Annotated in this window: 24 protein-coding genes; 10 read left to right on the forward strand and 14 right to left on the reverse strand. The window is 44.7% G+C overall.

Annotated elements, in window-relative coordinates:
• Positions 1 to 29 precede the first annotated feature (29 nt).
• The 3 genes from QUA78_RS24250 to QUA78_RS24260 form a co-directional block, all read right to left on the reverse strand.
• Complete coding sequence (locus QUA78_RS24250) at positions 30 to 188, reverse strand: hypothetical protein (RefSeq protein ID WP_333303489.1); 159 nt, start codon at positions 186 to 188, stop codon at positions 30 to 32.
• 10 nt (positions 189 to 198) lie between these two features.
• Positions 199 to 780 carry a Uma2 family endonuclease gene (locus QUA78_RS24255; protein WP_333303488.1) on the reverse strand — a complete coding sequence of 194 codons (582 nt, stop codon included), beginning with the start codon at positions 778 to 780 and terminating at the stop codon, positions 199 to 201.
• Positions 781 to 956: 176 nt separating this feature from the next.
• Complete coding sequence (locus QUA78_RS24260; RefSeq protein WP_333223336.1) at positions 957 to 1,115, reverse strand: hypothetical protein; 159 nt, start codon at positions 1,113 to 1,115, stop codon at positions 957 to 959.
• Between the two features lie 124 nt (positions 1,116 to 1,239).
• Here QUA78_RS24260 and QUA78_RS24265 point away from each other — a divergent pair, with 124 nt between their 5' ends.
• Positions 1,240 to 1,431, forward strand: a complete 192-nt coding sequence (locus QUA78_RS24265; RefSeq protein ID WP_333303487.1) for a hypothetical protein — start codon at positions 1,240 to 1,242, stop codon at positions 1,429 to 1,431.
• Positions 1,431 to 1,718 carry a hypothetical protein gene (locus tag QUA78_RS24270; protein ID WP_333303486.1) on the forward strand — a complete coding sequence of 96 codons (288 nt, stop codon included), beginning with the start codon at positions 1,431 to 1,433 and terminating at the stop codon, positions 1,716 to 1,718. Before QUA78_RS24265 ends, QUA78_RS24270 begins: the two co-directional genes overlap by 1 nt.
• 99 nt (positions 1,719 to 1,817) lie before the next feature.
• Here the strand turns inward: QUA78_RS24270 and acs are convergent, their stop codons facing one another.
• The 3 genes from acs to QUA78_RS24285 all read right to left on the reverse strand — a co-directional run bounded on the left by acs (position 1,818) and on the right by QUA78_RS24285 (position 4,600).
• A complete protein-coding gene (gene acs, locus QUA78_RS24275) occupies positions 1,818 to 3,788 on the reverse strand; it encodes an acetate--CoA ligase (RefSeq protein WP_333303485.1) in 1,971 nt (656 codons plus the stop codon).
• A 121-nt stretch (positions 3,789 to 3,909) separates the two neighbouring features.
• On the reverse strand, positions 3,910 to 4,272 hold the full coding sequence (locus tag QUA78_RS24280; RefSeq protein WP_333303484.1) for a DUF5615 family PIN-like protein: 363 nt from the start codon (positions 4,270 to 4,272) through the stop codon (positions 3,910 to 3,912).
• On the reverse strand, positions 4,250 to 4,600 hold the full coding sequence (locus QUA78_RS24285) for a DUF433 domain-containing protein (protein ID WP_333303483.1): 351 nt from the start codon (positions 4,598 to 4,600) through the stop codon (positions 4,250 to 4,252). Before QUA78_RS24285 ends, QUA78_RS24280 begins: the two co-directional genes overlap by 23 nt.
• Positions 4,601 to 4,762: 162 nt before the next feature.
• Between QUA78_RS24285 and QUA78_RS24290 the strand changes: the two genes are divergently transcribed.
• The gene (locus QUA78_RS24290; RefSeq protein WP_333303482.1) at positions 4,763 to 5,050 is read left to right on the forward strand and encodes a hypothetical protein; all 288 of its coding nucleotides are present in this window, start codon (positions 4,763 to 4,765) and stop codon (positions 5,048 to 5,050) included.
• A gap of 314 nt (positions 5,051 to 5,364) precedes the next feature.
• Here QUA78_RS24290 and QUA78_RS24295 read toward each other — a convergent pair whose 3' ends face one another.
• Complete coding sequence (locus tag QUA78_RS24295; protein ID WP_333303481.1) at positions 5,365 to 5,544, reverse strand: hypothetical protein; 180 nt, start codon at positions 5,542 to 5,544, stop codon at positions 5,365 to 5,367.
• Between the two features lie 265 nt (positions 5,545 to 5,809).
• On the opposite strand from QUA78_RS24295, the gene QUA78_RS24300 reads away from it, so the two are divergent.
• Both QUA78_RS24300 and QUA78_RS24305 read left to right on the forward strand, forming a co-directional pair.
• Entirely contained in the window at positions 5,810 to 6,748 is a 939-nt protein-coding gene (locus tag QUA78_RS24300) for a UDP-glucuronic acid decarboxylase family protein (RefSeq protein ID WP_333303480.1), read from the forward strand.
• Between the two features lie 139 nt (positions 6,749 to 6,887).
• Entirely contained in the window at positions 6,888 to 8,276 is a 1,389-nt protein-coding gene (locus tag QUA78_RS24305) for a UDP-glucose/GDP-mannose dehydrogenase family protein (protein ID WP_333303479.1), read from the forward strand.
• A gap of 126 nt (positions 8,277 to 8,402) precedes the next feature.
• Here QUA78_RS24305 and QUA78_RS24310 read toward each other — a convergent pair whose 3' ends face one another.
• Together QUA78_RS24310 and QUA78_RS24315 are read right to left on the reverse strand one after the other, a co-directional pair.
• Positions 8,403 to 10,271: a hypothetical protein gene (locus QUA78_RS24310; RefSeq protein WP_333303478.1), complete on the reverse strand. Its 1,869-nt coding sequence runs from the start codon at positions 10,269 to 10,271 to the stop codon at positions 8,403 to 8,405.
• Between the two features lie 385 nt (positions 10,272 to 10,656).
• Positions 10,657 to 11,127: a hypothetical protein gene (locus tag QUA78_RS24315; RefSeq protein ID WP_333303477.1), complete on the reverse strand. Its 471-nt coding sequence runs from the start codon at positions 11,125 to 11,127 to the stop codon at positions 10,657 to 10,659.
• Between the two features lie 166 nt (positions 11,128 to 11,293).
• Here QUA78_RS24315 and QUA78_RS24320 point away from each other — a divergent pair, with 166 nt between their 5' ends.
• On the forward strand, positions 11,294 to 11,512 hold the full coding sequence (locus tag QUA78_RS24320; protein WP_333241744.1) for a helix-turn-helix transcriptional regulator: 219 nt from the start codon (positions 11,294 to 11,296) through the stop codon (positions 11,510 to 11,512).
• Between the two features lie 126 nt (positions 11,513 to 11,638).
• Entirely contained in the window at positions 11,639 to 13,822 is a 2,184-nt protein-coding gene (gene ppk1, locus QUA78_RS24325) for a polyphosphate kinase 1 (protein WP_333399061.1), read from the forward strand.
• A gap of 368 nt (positions 13,823 to 14,190) precedes the next feature.
• Here the strand turns inward: ppk1 and QUA78_RS24330 are convergent, their stop codons facing one another.
• On the reverse strand, positions 14,191 to 14,361 hold the full coding sequence (locus QUA78_RS24330) for a hypothetical protein (RefSeq protein ID WP_015176488.1): 171 nt from the start codon (positions 14,359 to 14,361) through the stop codon (positions 14,191 to 14,193).
• Positions 14,362 to 14,563: 202 nt separating this feature from the next.
• On the reverse strand, positions 14,564 to 15,064 hold the full coding sequence (locus QUA78_RS24335) for a hypothetical protein (protein ID WP_333399062.1): 501 nt from the start codon (positions 15,062 to 15,064) through the stop codon (positions 14,564 to 14,566).
• 79 nt (positions 15,065 to 15,143) lie between these two features.
• Between QUA78_RS24335 and QUA78_RS24340 the strand changes: the two genes are divergently transcribed.
• Positions 15,144 to 15,695 (forward strand): DUF2854 domain-containing protein, encoded by a 552-nt coding sequence (locus QUA78_RS24340; RefSeq protein ID WP_333307236.1) that lies wholly within the window; start codon positions 15,144 to 15,146, stop codon positions 15,693 to 15,695.
• Positions 15,696 to 15,744: 49 nt separating this feature from the next.
• Here QUA78_RS24340 and QUA78_RS24345 read toward each other — a convergent pair whose 3' ends face one another.
• Positions 15,745 to 15,906, reverse strand: coding sequence for a hypothetical protein (locus QUA78_RS24345; RefSeq protein WP_333307234.1), 162 nt, complete (start codon positions 15,904 to 15,906; stop codon positions 15,745 to 15,747).
• On the opposite strand from QUA78_RS24345, the gene QUA78_RS24350 reads away from it, so the two are divergent.
• Together QUA78_RS24350 and QUA78_RS24355 are read left to right on the forward strand one after the other, a co-directional pair.
• The gene (locus QUA78_RS24350; protein WP_333307232.1) at positions 15,907 to 16,977 is read left to right on the forward strand and encodes an FAD-dependent monooxygenase; all 1,071 of its coding nucleotides are present in this window, start codon (positions 15,907 to 15,909) and stop codon (positions 16,975 to 16,977) included.
• 24 nt (positions 16,978 to 17,001) lie between these two features.
• Positions 17,002 to 17,466 (forward strand): DUF3598 family protein, encoded by a 465-nt coding sequence (locus QUA78_RS24355; protein WP_333307230.1) that lies wholly within the window; start codon positions 17,002 to 17,004, stop codon positions 17,464 to 17,466.
• Between the two features lie 84 nt (positions 17,467 to 17,550).
• Here the strand turns inward: QUA78_RS24355 and QUA78_RS24360 are convergent, their stop codons facing one another.
• Together QUA78_RS24360 and QUA78_RS24365 are read right to left on the reverse strand one after the other, a co-directional pair.
• Positions 17,551 to 17,898 carry a DUF779 domain-containing protein gene (locus QUA78_RS24360; protein WP_333399063.1) on the reverse strand — a complete coding sequence of 116 codons (348 nt, stop codon included), beginning with the start codon at positions 17,896 to 17,898 and terminating at the stop codon, positions 17,551 to 17,553.
• A 116-nt stretch (positions 17,899 to 18,014) separates the two neighbouring features.
• Entirely contained in the window at positions 18,015 to 18,296 is a 282-nt protein-coding gene (locus QUA78_RS24365; RefSeq protein WP_333399064.1) for a transposase, read from the reverse strand.
• Positions 18,297 to 18,366 lie beyond the last annotated feature (70 nt).

Here is an 18,366-nt window from a genome sequence, read left to right on the forward strand (position 1 = left end):
GAATGTGTAAAACCGGGTGCTAAACTCGGTTAAAATATTTTTTCCTTCGATGAATCTTGGATAACCAAAGAGCGATCGCCTAACTGTAGTATGCAGGCGATCGCTCCACCCACGTTCAAATATTGCTTGCGTTCGATTGACTGATGCTCGATCGTTTCACAATAGAAGTTTAAATCTTTGTAAACCAAACTGATCCCATCAAAATATTGACTGCCTAAACGCTCTAATAGCTTCCCCAGCATCAGTTTCCGCCATCAAAATACAGCGTTTCATCAAATCGATATCGAGGTTGTTCAGTCCGGGTAGCTGACTGCGATCGCTCTTTTCATAGCTACCATCTTGGAGATGATATATCTTCAGTAATCCATCTTCCCAAAACCAAACCTCTGGAACACCTAAAGCTTTATAGCGCTCTAACTTACTGATTCCTCCACTGGTAAAGACAACTTCGATCGACAAATCGGGAATTGGTTTTACACTCCCAATGCAGTAGGATTCGTCTGCTTGCACAGAGACAACTCCCGATCTTTCCTGCGTCATTGCCCCTGTGGGCTTGAAGAAAATTCCCTGTTCGACGAGAAAAGTAGTCACTAAGTAACCGATAACATGAGCAAAAGTTTCGTGGTCTTCTCCAGGCATCAGAATCTCGATCGTCCCATCATAGTAAAATAGTCGCACTCTAGGGGAGCCTTCAAAGCCTTTTTGGATAAATTTAAACCGTTCCCACATTCCATGATGAACAATTCGCTGATCTGTGGTTTTGCTAAGTAGTGGAGGCATCGCGCTCAGATCCAGTCCAGAAGTTATCTTGATTGTAGCTCATATTTTTGACGTTCAATCAAATTTTTCCAAACCCCAAATAGCTTGTTTATTGACAATAGAAATTATCTAAAACCGCAGATAAACCAGATTACTATCCGCGTTAATCTGGGTTCATCTGCGGTTAAAGAATCCCCCTAAGAACCACCCCGCAACTTATCTTCAACTTTTAAACTCCTAATCTGTTCGCGAATCACATCGGTTTTTGTTCTACCGCTGTTCGCGCAATAAGCTTCTAGCCGAAGCATTTCTACTTCAGGCAGTCGGATGGTTAGAACTTTAACATTTTTACTCATACTGCAATTATACTAAAAAATGCAGTACAATTATAGCAGATAAATGCGCCTTGGCAGAATGTTGCCGCACCATGCCAAGACGACTTCCCCGAAGTTGAACGTCCAACAAAGGAGCAATTTAATTATGATTCAAGATCCAGAAAAAGAACCAGAACGCTGGGACGAGCCGATTTTAGCGGATAACCCCAAGCAAGCGAAACAGGAGTGCCAAAAACGAGCAGATCGCTACCGAGTTGAATTAGAATCTGTAACTCAACCCGGAAAAGTCGAAAATCGCCCTCAAGTGTACCGTTGCAACTACAAGGAGAAAGAGTAATGGCTGTTCTGGAATGTGTAAAACCAGGTGCTAAATTTGGTCAAATTATTCTGGCCGTCGATCTGACTGTTGCCGGTGCTGTCGATCGCGTTCTGGCAAAAATTCAAGACTTAGGATATGACCCAGAAATTCGTCATGTCAACTATCCGTCTGGAGTTCACGTCTTGGCAATTCTCAAAGACGAACAGCACAAGCAAGCAGTTGATGATGACTACTTGCTGGAGGATTGGCTACAGGTAAGGTCTGAAATTAACGCCGATGCCGTTCATCTGTGGCGCGGTAAATAAACGACTCAACAATTATCTAAAACCGTAGATGAACGCCGATAAAATTACATCAGCGTTCATCCGCGTTAATCTGCCAACATCTGCGGTTAAAAAATCCCCCTACGAACCTCCCCGCAACTTATCCAAAACCGTCCGGTCTTCCAAAGTCGAAGTATCCCCAGAAACCTCTTGTCCCGCAGCTAAAGAACGCAGCAACCGGCGCATAATTTTACCGCTGCGAGTCTTCGGCAAAGCATCGGTAAATCGAATTTCGCCGGGACGGGCGATCGCCCCAATTTCCTTAACAACGTGCTGCTTCAATTCCTTAGCCAATTCTTCGCTAGCTTGCTGCGAGTTGTCCAGCGTTACAAAAGCCACAATTTCCTCACCTTTAATCTCATCAGGTTTACCAACAACCGCAGCTTCCGCCACCGCTGGATGCGATACCAAAGCTGACTCGACTTCCATTGTGCCGAGTCGATGTCCGGCGACATTAATTACATCGTCAACGCGGCCCATTACCCAGAAATAACCGTCTTTGTCCTTGTGCGCGCCGTCCCCTGCAAAGTACACAAATTCCCCATCTTTCGGCTGCAAATATTCCCAATAGGTGCGGCGAAAACGATCGGCATCGTTGTAAAGCGTACGCATCATTCCCGGCCAAGGATGTTTCACCACTAAATAACCGCCGCTTTCGTTAGTTACTGGTTCGCCATCTTGGTCAACAACATCGGCCACAATTCCGGGGAATGGTAGGGTTGCAGAACCGGGTTTTGTAGGAATTGCACCGGGCAAAGCGGTAATCATAATTCCCCCGGTTTCTGTTTGCCACCAAGTATCGACTATCGGACAATTCGAGTTGCCAATTACGCGCTGATACCACATCCAAGCTTCAGGATTGATCGGTTCGCCGACGGTTCCTAACAATCGTAAAGATGACAAATTCCGCGCATTCGGCAAGTGTTCGCCCATTTTCATGAATGTTCTGATCGCAGTGGGTGCAGTGTAGAAAACGGTGACGCCGTATTTTTCGATCACGTCCCAAAAACAGCCTGGGTTGGACGCGCGGGGCGCACCTTCGTACATGATTGTGGTAGCGCCGTTGGAAAGCGGGCCGTAGACTATGTAACTGTGGCCTGTAATCCAGCCTACGTCTGCGGTGCACCAGTAGACATCGGTATCTTGGAGGTCGAAGATCCACTTGGTTGTCATGTGGGTGTAAAGGTTGTAGCCACCTGTGGTGTGGACGACTCCTTTCGGTTTGCCGGTACTGCCGCTGGTGTAGAGTACGAACAGCATATCTTCGCTGTCCATCGGTTCGGCGGGGCAGTCGGCGGAGGCGTCTTTTTGCAAGTCGTGCCACCAAAGATCGCGCCCGGGTTCCATGTGCACTTGCTGTTTGGTACGCTGGACGACGATAACGTTGGTAACGCTTGGTGTGACGTTGTTGGCTAGGGCTTTGTCTACTTGTTCTTTGAGGCCAACTGCTGCATCTTTGCGGAAGCCACCGTCTGCGGTGATGACGAGTTTTGCTTCGCCGTCGTTTAGCCGATCGCGCAAAGCTTCTGCACTAAAACCGCCAAAAACAACGCTGTGTACTGCACCGATTCTGGCGCAGGCTAGCATGGCGATCGCAGCTTCGGGAATCATGGGCATATAAATGCCGACGCGATCGCCCTTTTGAACTCCCAATTGTTTGATGACGTTCGCCATTTGGCAGACTTCGCGGTGGAGTTGCGCGTAGGTGAGGGTGCGGGAGTCTCCGGGTTCGCCTTCCCAAATCAGGGCGGCTTTATTTTTGCGCCAAGTGGTTAAGTGGCGATCGAGACAATTGTAAGAAATGTTAATTTTGCCGTTGACAAACCATTTAGCAAAAGGCGGCTGCCAGTCGAGCACCGTATCCCAGTTTTGGAACCAGTGCAATTCTTGGGCGGCAAGTTCTGCCCAGAATGCTTGGGGATCTGCTTTGGCTTTATCGTAGAGGGCTTGGTACTCTTCTAAGCTTTTGATGTGTGCTTTTTCGGAGAATTCAGCGGCCGGGTGAAATAGGCGTTTTTCATGAAGAATTGATTCGATGGTATCTTGTGACATTGCTTTTAACTTTAACTTCGGTTAGCCTTTTTAACTATTGTTTGCATAAGTTGGGGCAAAAGTATGTTTATTTTCCTTAAGACTTTGGGGAATTTTGTAAATGTTGGGACTGTATTAGAAATTATGGTAGCGGTAAATGCTCAATTTTATCTTGGTACTCATCATCAAACGATCCTTGATAAATCAAAATCAGTTCGTCAATATTTTGACCTATACTCAGCTTGGCATTTAGGATGAAGATTCCTGGGATATGGCGATTGTGATCTAGATGATCTGTTAAATGAACGGGCATAGACCGACGGTTGTTGGTAACAAGAATGAAATTGTGGATTTCGCACCAAATAAGAATTTCTGGATCGAGAGTGCCTTTGGAAGGTGCTGTTAGTTCTCCCACTGCTAGAACAACCATATCGGGATTGCGTCTGCGAATTTGATTGACATACGCAGGATCGACATTTTCATCAAAGAGATACTGGATTGCCATCAGCCTTTCTCCTTGCATCTCTTTCTGCTCTCAGTTTGCGGATTTTTTCATATACTGGACGAGGATTGCGACGTTGTTCTTCTCGCATTTTATCGCCCCATTCCAACCATTCGGTTATGTAATGACCGACTGCTTCTTTGTTGTGCAGGTAGTACAAAATGGTCGCATAAACTTGTTCGAGGGTGAGCGATGTATAAATGTTGGCAATTTCTTCGGGAGTTCGAGCGCGAAACAGGTATTCATAAAGAATGGTTTCGATGCCAATGCGGGAACCTTTGAGCCGAATATCGTCAGGTCTTAGGAAGTTGAAATAGTCTTCAAGTTGCATGGCGTGGTGGTTATAATAAGAGTTGATAATATTATAATACCTGAACCGAAGATGGTCTGAGCTGTTTTTTTGAAAGTTAATAAAAATAAATCAAACGGGCTTCACTCCTATGGTAACGGCTTTATAATATAGTTTACTGGATAAGCCGATCGCACTAAAGCCATGACCCAAAATTTGGAAGCAAGCCAACTTTCTCTAAACGACATTCGCCGCCTTCTCAAATGGGAAAGACAAACAGGAGGCTCTTTTGCTGAATTTTTATCTCTGGAACCTCTGACTGATTTTGAACAGCAGGAATTATTGCTAATCAGTAATGACTTTTGGCGCTATCTAGAAGCAGGGAAAATTTCTGAAGAATTGGTGAAATTTGTAGGACTTTCGCCTTTGATGCGATTGACGGGATTTTTTAAAGTTCCTGTTGTGCTGACAATGGGAAGTTCCATGTCCTAACTGTATTCTTAGTATAGCCTTTCTCAGAAATATTAGGTACAATAACAGCAATGTCTTGAATATGTAAATGCAGATGCGCTCGCGGACGGAATTTCCAAATTCAATCCAGACTCAGTGGCTATCCTCCCAGAACGCTTAGTGATACAAAGACTGCGAACTTTATCAGACTCGGGCACTGATTTCGCCTTCGAGACAAATTTAGCGGCTCATAACTTTGCTCGATTATTGAGAAACTGTAAAACTAAAGGCTGCACAATCAACCTAATTTACTTCTGGCTGCAATCTCCCGAAATGGCAATTGAACGGGTGCAACCCTAGGTTGAAAGTAGCGGACTTTCTATTCCCGAAATCGAGATAATTTCTTTCATATTGCTTTTCAGATAAATCCACCCTGGTTTTTTCCAGCAAGCCCGTGAAGCGCAGCTATCCGGTTGGGCATCGCCCAACCTCAAACCGAAGTCATCAAATAACCAATAACCAATAACAAATAACACAACTATTGTCAACAGTATTTGTTCGGAAATAATATTGAAGGTTAAATAAAAATTGCTAGCTAAGATTTGCGAAGCTAAGATTTGCGAATTATAGCACTTTGTTCAAAGTATTTGAAAATGCTAAGTTAATTAAAGATTTTATAAAAGTGACGCATAAGTCTTTACATTGTCGCTCGCAATTTTGTTATTCTATTAGAAAGTTTCATTCTAGCGACTGAATTTTTGTACCCCAGTCCTACCCCTAAACAGAACGGCAGTTTCCACAATGAGAATTTTAGTCACAGGCGGTGCGGGTTTCCTCGGTTCCCACCTAATCGATCGCTTAATGGCCCAAGGACATGAGGTAGTCTGCCTGGATAATTTTTACACCGGTACTAAACGCAATATCCTCAAATGGCTGGATAACCCATACTTTGAGCTGATCCGCCACGATATCACGGAACCTATTCGGTTAGAGGTAGATCAGATTTACCATCTGGCTTGCCCCGCTTCGCCAATACACTATCAGTACAATCCTGTCAAGACAATTAAAACAAACGTCATCGGCACGATGAATATGTTGGGATTGGCCAAACGGGTGAAAGCAAGATTCTTTCTGGCTTCCACTTCCGAAGTGTACGGAGATCCTGACGTACATCCACAAACAGAAGATTATCGCGGCAACGTTAATTGTATCGGGATCAGATCGTGTTACGACGAAGGGAAGCGAGTAGCTGAAACCTTATCTTTTGATTACCACCGTCAAAATGGGGTAGACATTCGAGTTGTGCGAATCTTCAATACCTACGGCCCCCGGATGTTGGAAAATGACGGCAGAGTAGTGAGCAATTTTATTGCTCAAGCTTTGCGGAATCAACCGCTGACTGTATACGGCGACGGTTCCCAAACCCGGAGTTTTTGCTACGTTTCTGATTTGGTGGAAGGATTTATTCGTTTGATGAATAGCGACCAAATCGGGCCGATGAATTTGGGGAATCCCGGCGAATACACTATTTTGGAACTGGCAGAAAAAATTCAAAATATGATTAATCCAGGGGCAGAAATTATCTTTAAACCGCTGCCGGAAGACGATCCAAAACAGCGACAACCCGATATTACTCGTGCTAAAACTTGGTTGGGGTGGGAGCCAACTGTGCCGCTGGATAAAGGTTTAGAGTTGACTGTGAAAGATTTTCGCGATCGCATTGAAGGAAACCAAAATTAGAGACTGGGAGAGGGAGAGACTGGGAGAGGGGGAGGGAAAAAATCTTCCTTATTCCCAATTCCCGATTCCCAACTCCCGATTCCCAATTCCCGATTCCCAATTCCTACCTGATTTATTTACTAGCTTTGAGGAGATTTCTATGCAAGTTTGTGTCATCGGTACAGGATATGTTGGCTTAGTCACCGGCACTTGTTTGGCTCACATCGGCCACCACGTGATTTGCGTAGACAACAACGAAGAAAAAGTTAAATTAATGAAGTCTGGACAGTCGCCTATTTTTGAACCCGGACTGTCTGAATTAATGTCCTCTGCATCTGCGGCGGGCAATCTAGAATTTACTTCGGATTTAGCAGCAGGAGTGGCTCACGGGGACATTTTGTTTATTGCCGTGGGGACGCCTCCTTTGCCTACTGGGGAAAGCGATACTCGCTACGTGGAAGCGGTTGCTCGTGGAATTGGAGCTCACCTCGACGGCGATTACAAAGTAATCGTAAACAAATCGACAGTGCCCATCGGTTCCGGGGATTGGGTGCGAAGAATTGTACTAGACGGTTTAGCAGAACGTCAAAAACCTCAAAGCGGTGATGGTGTTAGTGGTGAGGAAGTAGCAGCAAAAACTGGTGTTCAATTTGATGTGGTTAGCAACCCGGAGTTTTTGCGGGAGGGCTGTGCTGTTTTCGATACTTTTAATCCCGATCGCATTGTTCTCGGCAGCAACTCTCGGCGGGCTATGGATATGATGCTACAGTTATACCGGCCGATTGTCGATCGCAAGTTTGCAGAAAATCCGTCTTTGCCGGAGGTTCCTGTGGTGATGACTGATATCAGTTCAGCGGAGATGATTAAGTACGCAGCTAATGCTTTTTTGGCTACGAAGATTAGCTTTATTAATGAAGTTGCTAATATTTGCGATCGCGTCGGTGCAGATATTACCCAAATAGCGAAAGGTATCGGTTTAGATTCGCGGATTGGTGGCAAGTTTCTGCAAGCTGGCATTGGTTGGGGCGGTTCTTGTTTCCCGAAAGATGTCTCAGCTTTAGTTCACACTGCTGAGGATTACGGTTACGAGGCGCATTTGCTGAAAGCGGCAGTGGAAGTAAACGAACGCCAGCGGTTGATTGCTATTGAAAAGTTGCAGCACGTTTTGAAGATTCTCAAAGGTAAAACAGTCGGACTTTTGGGTTTGACTTTCAAGCCGGATACTGACGATTTGCGGGATGCTCCTTCGCTGAATTTAATCGAGAGTTTGAACCGATTGGGAGCGAAAGTTAAAGCTTACGATCCGATTGTTTCTCAAACTGGGATGCGTCACGGTTTGTCGGGAGTTTTGGTAGAAACTGACCCGGAAAGGTTGGCCGACGGTTGCGATGCTTTGGTGTTGGTGACAGACTGGGAACAGTTTCGCAATTTAGATTACGATAAAATGGCGAAGTTGATGAATCATCCGGTCATGATTGACGGCCGCAATTTCTTAGACAAGAAGGCTTTAGAAGCGGCTGGTTTCCAATATGTGGGGATTGGAAGGTAAAGGGAGAGAATTAATATTATCAACCAAAGTCAGGACACGGCAAAGCCGTTTCCCTACAATTAATCTGGGTAGGGAAACGGCTTTGCCGTGTCCTCCGTATCATAAGGAGTGCAACCGGAATTGATATCACTTAGCTTTGTTTTTTGGCTGCTTTAGATAAGAGTTAGCCCAAGCATACCGTCTGGAATCTTTCTCCAGCAGATAGTTTATCACTTCCCGCCGTTTATTCTCATCCTTGGTATTTTTGACAACCCGCTTCATTTCCGCATCCTGATCTTTGGGAGAAGCACCGCGTTTAATTGCCTCATTAAACCAACGCTCACCCTCTAAGAATTGACCGCGCTCAAAACAAATAGCTCCCATTAAAGTGTAAGGATGATGACTCTGAGGCTGATATTCAATCGCTTTGAGAGCGCACTTTTCAGCATCATCTAATTTATCGATATCTCGGAAAGCACCGCCCCTAGTTGTTAGCAAAGCTGACTTGAGTTTATTTTCTTTTATTTGGTTGAAGTCTAGATTTTCCGTCAGCTTCAATGCACTTCTAGGTTTATCCGCCTTGCGCCAATGACTGCTGGCATTAGGCAAGTTCCATTTATTTCCAGTGCGCTGGTACTCCTGTTCGTAGAAAGTTGCTTCGTTGTTGTGGTAAGCAGTCCAAATCTTGCCAGAGAACAGTTTTTGAGCTTGATATCGGCGCTCTTCCTGCCACCCATAATGGCTATAGCTAGGTTGAGATGCTTCAAGTTTATTCTCCTCCAGCCAAGCTACATCTATCTCCTCAATTCGATCTCCTTTATCCAGCTTTTGCAGAATTGCGTACAACGGACTAGAAGGTGATTTATCTTTATAGTTCGAGACATCATATTTCGACTTCAGAGCAGCAAATTCCCTTTCTTGGGCAAAACTAATGACATCCTCACGTCCATTCTGTTTCGCCCAATCAATATCAGCCTCACTCAACTGCTCTCCCGACTTGATTTTGGACTTCAGACTAGCAGCATATTTGTCAATAGCAACAGTAATTGTCTCAGTCAGTTGACGCTTTTTCAGGAAGTTAATATCTTGCTCACCTAGCGGACTTTCTAAATCAATTTTTTTGAGAACTTTATACAGATGGCTAGATGGTGCTAAATCCTCATATTGGGTAGCTTTGTACTTAACTTTCAGTTCAGCAAAGTGCCGTTTCTGTTCAATCTCCAAAACAAGGCCAAGCGTTTCGCTAAGTTGATGCTCTTCCAGCCAGTTAAGTTCTGACTCGCTCAACTGCTTATCCGCAGCCAGGTTTTTCAGAATTTGATAGAGGGGACTAGAGACAGATGAATCGGGGTGTCTAGTTGCTTGGTACTTCTCTTTTATTTTTGCAAACTCAGCTTCTTTTATATCTTCTTGTTGCTGGAAAATTGCCAGGGTTTCAAATAATTCTTGTTGCTTCAGGAAATTAACCTCTGCATCCTTTAACCGTTCTTCAGCTTCTAGTCGCTTTAAAATTGGATAGAGCAGACTAGATGGAGATGAGTCGCGATGTTTACTGGCTTGGTACTTAACCTTTAGTGCAGCAAATCGCGCCATTTCTTCACTGATAGCAACTGTTTCCGTAAGCCCCTGTTCTTGCAGATATTTAACTTCTAAGTCAGTTAGCTGACTTTCTGAGTCAAGTTTCCAAAGGATAGGATACAAAGGACTGGCTAGCCCAACATCGTGAGATCTACTTACTTTGAACTTAGACTTGAGTTGAGACAATTTATCGCGTAATTTTCTTTGTTCTTCATCATTACGTTTTAGAGCTTGCTCGATCGCCTCAATTGTTTCCAAAAGCTCACGCTCTAGTAACCAATTCCACTCGAAGTCAGTTATCCCTATTTCTAAATCAGCTTTTCGCAGAATGAGATACAGAAGACTAGAGGGAGATGAATCTTCATAATTAGTTGATTGATACTTGGACTTCAGCGCTGCAAAATGTTTCACCCGGACTTGCAAATTGTCGTTGCTCATGGTAAATCCTGATTTATACTTTTAGCTGCTACACCACCATTTTTCCGCATTCCGCGATCGCCCGGAGTCAAAATCCCAACTTTTTTAAATGAAGACTAATCCAAATACTTATTATTTTAACTTAATCGCTTTCAATCACTACAGCTACCGCTGTCAATCACTCAAAATTTACACAAAATAACACCTAACGCCTTCCCTCATTCCATCAAATCATCCGCCGCCAATTCACCCGGATAAAAGCGATCGCTCAAAATCTATTTTTTTAACCAGTGATTATGAATAAATCTTGTTTATTGTCGATCGCCAACGTCTACAATGATACAAATCAATCGATCGCACTCTTGAGCGTAAGGTGCTCCGCGCTCACCTTACGCTTGAAAACTGTTTAAAAATTTTCCATCAATGTTTTTTCTTGAGCGTAAACATCTCGTAGCTGTTGCAGCGCTGAGGCAGAAATTACTGATTTAACTGTAGCGACTAATTTACCCCACTCAAGCAAGCTGTCAACTGAAACAGCCGTTTTGAAGTTGTACGTATAGAATTTAGTCCAAAATTCTGGTGCTTGTGTCCGTTTCCAGCGTTTGTACCATGCGACAAAATCTTGAGCACAGGGTGGTTTTACTTCTAAGATTGGGGGGAAATCGGCGTAGCTGACAAATCTACTGAGGCCTTTGGCATGAACGTACACCACGTTGTGGCAGCAATCGATCCGGTATATCTGTTCGGGTGATATGTTGAACAGGAGTGCCACTGTTTCTTCGGTGACAAATCTCGATCGCGGATTGACGATCGACGATTTGTGAATAATTTTTGATGCGCCGATCGCTGACGCTCTTAACTGATTTTCTGATATCATTGTAGTTGCATCTGGTGGTGGTAGCTAAATCTATCTCTGCTAAGTGCGATCGACAGAAATTATCTGTCGGGATTAATTTTAACTGGCGATCGTCTTTAGTTTGCAGACCGGGGGCGATCGCTTTTTGATATATTATACTAAATCCAAAATTTTGTAAATAGTGAATATGAGCAAAGGCTTAGTCAGATTGCGGGTTCGAGAGTTGGCTGCCGAGAAGGGATGGACGCTCAAAGAGGTTGCGGAGCGATCGGGCGTGGGCTACAGTACCATTAGCAATTATGCCCGTTCTCAGGGTATGGCCATGGTTGACTTTGCAGCAGTTCACAAGCTGGCTCGAACTTTTGATGTGATGATTGAGGATTTCGTGATAATCCTAGAAAAATAGTTGAACGTTTTGCCTAAATTCTAATGTGGTAGCGATCGACCAAAAGCAGATGCGAACAAATCCTTTAACCTACAATACTATTTCTAGAGATGCCATCACCGAGCCTCCGAAAGACTCCCCCAAACCATGCCCAAGCCAAAAAAGACCCCCGCCAAAACCTACACTGAAATCAACCTCAGCGATCCTCAATATTACTTCAACCGAGAACAAAGCTGGCTAGAATTCAACAACCGCGTGCTCCACGAAGCCCTCGACCCCCGCACGCCCCTCCTAGAAAGACTCAAATTTTTAGCTATTTTTAGCTCCAACCTAGACGAATATTTTATGGTGCGCGTGGCCGCCCTCAAACAGCAAGTACAAGCAAAAGTCAGCAAATTGACCTCCGACGGCAGCACGCCTCAACAACAGCTAGATGCCCTTAACAAGCGGCTTTTGCCGATGGTTTCTCAGCAACACGCCTATTTTGAGCAAACCCTGCGGCCGAAACTAGCAGCAAGCGAAATCTACATTCTCGACTACATTGACCTCAATCAAGAACAGCGCAATTACTTGCACCGCTACTTCAAAGAACAAGTATTTCCCGTACTCACTCCCCTAGCAGTTGACCCCAGCCACCCATTCCCCTACCTTTCCAATCTCAGCCTCAATTTAGCAGTAGTAGTCAGAGACCCGGACACGCGCGAAGAATTGTTTGCCCGCGTCAAAGTACCGCAGGTTTTGCCGAGGTTTTTGCCACTACCGGGGGATTTGCAGTGGCAGCAGAAGGGCAAATCTCCGGTTTGGACTGGCGTGCCCCTAGAACAGGTGATTGCCCACAACTTAGAAGCTTTGTTTCCGGGGATGGACATTCAGGAATATCACCCGTTCCGCATTACTCGCAATTCCGATTTGACGGTGGAGGAAGATGAGGCGGAGGATTTGCTGCTGGCAATAGAACAGGAACTCCGCAAGCGCCGGTTTGGAGGTTCTGCGGTGCGGATGGAAATTCAAGCGATTATGCCGCCTGCGCTGCGAGATATGCTGATGGAGGAGCTGGATCTCGGTGAGCAAGATGTTTACGTCGTAGAGGGGCTGCTAGGCCTCAAGGATTTGATGTCTTTTGTGGGGCTGCCAGTGCCGGAACTGAAAGACCCGGCTTGGACTCCGGTTGTGCCGCCGCGCTTGCGGAACTTGGAATCGGCAAGGATTTTAGAGAAATCGATGTTGGATGCTGAGGATGGTCAGGATATTTTCACCGCCATCCGCCAGGGGGATTTGATGCTGCACCATCCTTATCACTCGTTTGCGGCGACGGTACAGCGGTTTATTACTGAGGCGGCGCACGATCGCTCCGTGTTAGCGATTAAGATGACTTTATACCGCACTTCTGGAGATTCGCCGATCGTCAGCGCCTTAATTCAAGCAGCGGAAAACGGCAAGCAGGTAGCCGTTTTAGTAGAGCTCAAAGCTAGGTTTGACGAAGAAAATAATATTCTTTGGGCTCGCAAGTTAGAACAAGCTGGAGTCCACGTAGTTTACGGTTTGGTGGGACTCAAAACCCACACCAAGATTGTGATGGTAGTGCGTCGCGAGGATGGGTACATCCGCCGCTATGTCCACATCGGCACCGGCAATTACAATCCCAAAACAGCCGGACTGTATACCGATGTGGGTTTGTTGAGTTGTCGCGAGGATTTGGGATCGGATTTGACGGATTTGTTTAATTATTTGACTGGTTATTCGCGGCAGGTATCTTATCGCAAATTGTTGGTGGCACCGGTCAATATGCGCGATCGATTTTTAGCTTTAATCCGCCGCGAGATCGAATTCTGCCGCTTGAATGCCGAAACTGGTAGCGGTAGCTGCGGCCGGATTGTCGCTAAAATGAACGCTTTAGTTGACCCTCAAATTATTGTTGCTTTGTACGAAGCTTCGCAAGCGGGAGTTAAAATTGATTTGATTATCCGGGGGATTTGCTGTTTGCGTCCCGGCGTTGAGGGTGTTAGCGAAAATATCAGAGTTATCAGTATTATCGGTCGCTTTTTAGAACATTCTCGGATGTTTTATTTTTTCAACGGTGGCAACGAAGAGGTGTATATTGGTTCTGCTGACTGGATGCAGCGAAATCTCACCAGACGGGTTGAGGCGATCGTTCAGGTGGAAGACCCGACAATTGCCAAGGAATTGCAAGAAATTTTGGGGGTAATGCTGGCTGACAACCGCCAAGCTTGGGATTTGCAGTCTGGGGGACACTACTCTCAGCGGCGGCCGCCTGCTAATTGTCCGGAAGTGAGCTCTCAGCAAATTTTGATGGATATGGTGATGAATTAGTCAGTAGTTATTAGCCAGTAGTCATTAGTCATTAGTCAAATTTGCAGTGAGCAGTTGTCGGTTCTTGTTAGCTATTAAGCTGTACTGCATTTAATTTTCACTTTTTGGGCGGGCAAGATGCCCACCCCACAAGATTTTTAGTAACATAACTATCCAAATTAAATGCGCGACAACTAATGATATCGTTTCCGGTAGCATCGGAATTATTAGCCAAAATTAGGACACGGCAATGCCGTGTCCCTACAATATTATTTTCGGTAGGGACACGGCATTGCCGTGTCCTCTATATCATGTATGAGTGCAACCGGAATTGATATGACCACTGACAACTAATGACTACTGACTACTGACCACTGACTACTGACTGCTTAACTGTTAAAAGTGCGCTTGAATTCTTCTAATAGATCGTCAATTTCTTCGATCGCCTGACTCACATCTATTCTCAGGGCTCCCAAGTCCGATCGATCTAACAGCCGCACGAGGGATTCCCGCTTGCTCTCGATCTCTGCTACGCGCTCTTTGATTGTTTGTGCATCCATGGTTTTTTGCCTTTGCTACTATTAACAAAAATATTTGACATTCCCCTCTGCGAACAGACAGAGATTCTTAATTCACCGACCTACCTTTTTGGGCAAATCCTTCACTGTTTTTATATGGGAAGTGATGAACCTGCTCAGGGTTTTTTGGTCTGTGTTATAGTTTGATTGTACATCAAAACCTCAGCCAAACTTCAGCCAAATTTTAGCGCAAAAAAGGCGGACGTTTGGTATCTGCGGGTTTATTTTTCATCATTCCAGCTAAAAATCGCTTCAGGGCCTTCTCCCGGTTTTTCATAAAAGCAGCCCAAAATCCCGGTTGATATTCATCCATTGTCTTGGCTAGGGCCCACACATCGATCGCTAAGATATTATAAAGCCTTTCATCTTCGCGTTTGAGCGAGTTAATCTGCTCCAGAACCGACTTGTTTGCTCCAGCAGTTTGTTTGTCTTCGTCTTTAATCATGTCCGAAAAATGGTTGAAAGGGCAAGAGTGTCGATCGCGATCGCCACTCTGTATACTTTGATGATACTGCCGATCTCGATTGCCTTCTAGAACCAACGCCGCGCAATTAACACGGATCTTTACCGATGGCGCGCCCGGGCGAGTCCGGCTGGATAAGCTTCTGAAGCTAGAGACAAGACTGTGGATGCACACCGCTCCCGCGCTCATAGATGCTAGCAGTTTTTGCAGGTCTTTTGGCAAAAAAACTAAATTTATTCAAGACTTTTTGACAGATAATAATTAAAGTATATTGTTGATTCCAGCTAACTACCTCACTAATATGTTACGTAAAATTTCTTTAGCAAACCTAGCCTTAGTTGTGGGCGGTATTATAGCAGCAGTCGGGTTCGCAGCCTACTTCACAGACAAACCTACCCTGAACCTAGCCGGTTTTTTTTATGGAATTCCGCTGTTGCTGGGAGGTTTGGCGCTAAAAGCGGCCGAACTCGAACCAGTGGAGTTCACCGAACCGACTTCTCCCGAAGTTCTTCTCCTGCGAGAAAGTCAGGCTACAGATACTCAAAACCAAGTCCGCAAAGATATCACCCGATTTCGCTACGGCCAACCCGCGCACTTAGATGATGCTTTGGAGCGCTTGGGCCTGGCCCCAACAGACGAGGAACGGCCTCTCCTGCAAGGGTTGCGGGAAGTTGATGTTGACGGTGCTTATGCGTTAATTCTAGAGTTTTATTCGCCGCTAATCCCGATCGACCTCTGGGAAGAAAAGCAAGACAAAATAGCTACTTTTTTTGGGCCAGGTTTGCGCGCACAAGTGAGTCAAAAGGCGGATGACAAAATTGAATTGGCTTTAATTAAAAATACTCAAGCTTAAAGTAGTTTTAAGTTTGGAGTTCGTGAATTTTGAATTCGCCAATTAATAATTAATCCTGCATCACGTCAGATACTGATTTTAGCGGCAGCTTGAAACCTGTCGCTATCAACAAAAGCTCAATCCGCAATTGGGCGATCGCCCAATTTTGATTTTCCTTAATTACAATAATAGTTGAGAACCGATCGGCAATCTTAAATCTGGAGAAGCACAAATGGTTTCGTCCCAAAGCAGGATAGGTATTATCGGCGCAGGAACATCAGGAGCTTATCTGGCAATTCTGCTGATTCAACAAGGGTTTCAAGTGGACTTGTTTGAAAAAGCACCCTATGCCCGCACCGATGGCTGTGGTATCCTGATCGTACAAGCAGGTATGGAAGCGCTGCATCAAGGAAACCCTCAAATTAGCCAGAAAATTATTAACTCAGGCGATCCGGTTAAATTATTCGAGTTTCGCAACCTCCGTGGCGGTGTCATCAATTCTGAACCCGTTACCTACGAAGAAAATGAACTCCCAGGAATGCTGGTACACCGCAAAGCTATTCTAGAAGCACTCCTCGACGAGTTACCCGCTGAGTGTATTCATTTTAATGCGGAATTAGCATCGATCGCCCAAACCGATCGCAGTGCCATCGCCCACTTTAAAGATGGCAGTAAATGGGAAGGCGATCTTTTAATTGGTGCCGATGGAATCGTCTCAAAAGTTCGTCAATATATAGTTCCAGATGTTGAACTATTCTATTTAGGCGATATCGTCTGGCGAGGAATTGTCGAAGATAATAGCTTCTGTCCCGAAGGAAACTTTTTTGTTTACGTGCGCGGTAGGGGAATTTATGCCAACTTCTTTCACATTGGCGGAGGTCGCACTCATTGGGGTTTCTTTATCGAAAAAGAGCGGACAGAATCCGAAGTAGGCAAACTACAACCTAATAATATCACCATTCCTCCCCAAGAACTAGCAAAACTCCCCGACGATGCGCGAAAAGTGATTGAGTCAACCCCTTTAGAAAACATTGTATGTCGTTTTTCCTACGACATTGACCCCCTACCTAAAATCTATGACGGGCGCGTTATCCTAATAGGTGATGCGGCCCACGCCAAAAGTTCCACACGCGCTAGAGGAATGACTTCCGGTTGGGAAGATGGTCTGTCTTTAGCCCAACATCTCACCGACAGTGCTAACATTGCCGAAGCGCTGGAAAATTTTCAAGCTGAAAGATTACCTATTGTCCACGAATATCAACGCACTAGCCGTGAAATGAGTCTGAAAATAGGTCGCCGTTAGAAATAGAGAATAGGAGCAATCCCCATGTCGGCAAATATACCTTCCTATCCTGATTTAGACAAAGTTCCTGAAATTTTAACCCGTCATCTTGGTATGTGGAAAGGCGAGTATATTAAGACTGATACTCGCGGACATTTTTTTCGCAGCTTTTTCGGTAGTTTTAGCATCTCGATTGAGGGAAGTCACTACCGACAAGTTAATAATTATGAATACTCAGACGGTTCTCGCCTCCAGCTAAATTTTCAAGGGGAATTTGAAAATCGGATTCTGAAATTGTTTTCTAGCAGTTATTCTGATTTTTCGGCAATTGCGTGGGATGCAGGTCAGGAAGTTATTTGCTTTCGAGCAACTAAAACTCAGGATGACGCACTGATTACTTTTGTGGAAACAATGACTTTACTCGCCGAAAATCACCGAGTTCGCAGCACTCAAGCTTTTAAAGATGGCGTTTTTGATGGCATCTCATTTATTGAGGAAATGCGTGTATAACTAAGCCCGCATAAAAAAATACCCAGATTCCCGATTTCTTTAAAAAGTCGGGAATCTAACATATTTCGCGTTTTCAAGAACTAATTAATCAGCCTTAACAAACAAGCGAGAACGAGTAATAAAACGCTCTCCATCCGGCCCTTCCAGGGAAAAATCGCTGCCTCCGGGCCCCGATGCCACGTCTATAATTAACTGCGTGTGCTCCCAATATTTGTATTGCTGCGCTGCAATATAAAAGGGACAACCGCCTATTTCGCCCAGCAATACGTCACCATCACCGATTATCAATTCGCCATCGGGAAAGCACATGGGGGAACTACCGTCGCAGCAACCGCCGGATTGGTGAAACATCAATTCTCCGTGTTGAGTTGTGAGATAGTTGATTAATTTTAAAGCGGCTGCTGTTGCGGTGACTTTTGCGATCGTTTCCATTTTAGAAGAAGCAAGAAGGAAGATGGAAGATTGAAAATGGAAGATGGAAGAAGAAAAGTTTTTTATTCTTTCCTCTTATCTCTTCGTAATAACGGCTCTTCCGTACTTACCGCTGCTCATTTTTTAGGGAAATGCCAAAAAAATAATGCACGTATTTCAAAATTTATCAAATTTCTAAATCCAAAACCACACCTTTTTAAGAGCTTTAATTTAGTATTAATTCCCTCTACTATCCCGTTGGTTGTTCTTTCTTCAAAATACCCCCCAATCTCTCCCAACCATCTTTTGATTGTTTCTACACTCTTTTTATAGTAGGGTTGTGCCTTTTTTAACCAATCTGTTAATTCTAATATCCCGTCACCCCAACTATTACTTTTTTCAAACAATCTATCCCACATTCCGCAGATGTGTGTGGAAATTTTTTATCAGTTGTGAAAAGTTGGAGTCAAAAAGTTTTTCCGTTTAACT

This window comes from Microcoleus sp. K4-B3 (assembly GCF_036704615.1).
Classification (GTDB): Bacteria; Cyanobacteriota; Cyanobacteriia; order Cyanobacteriales; family Microcoleaceae; genus Microcoleus.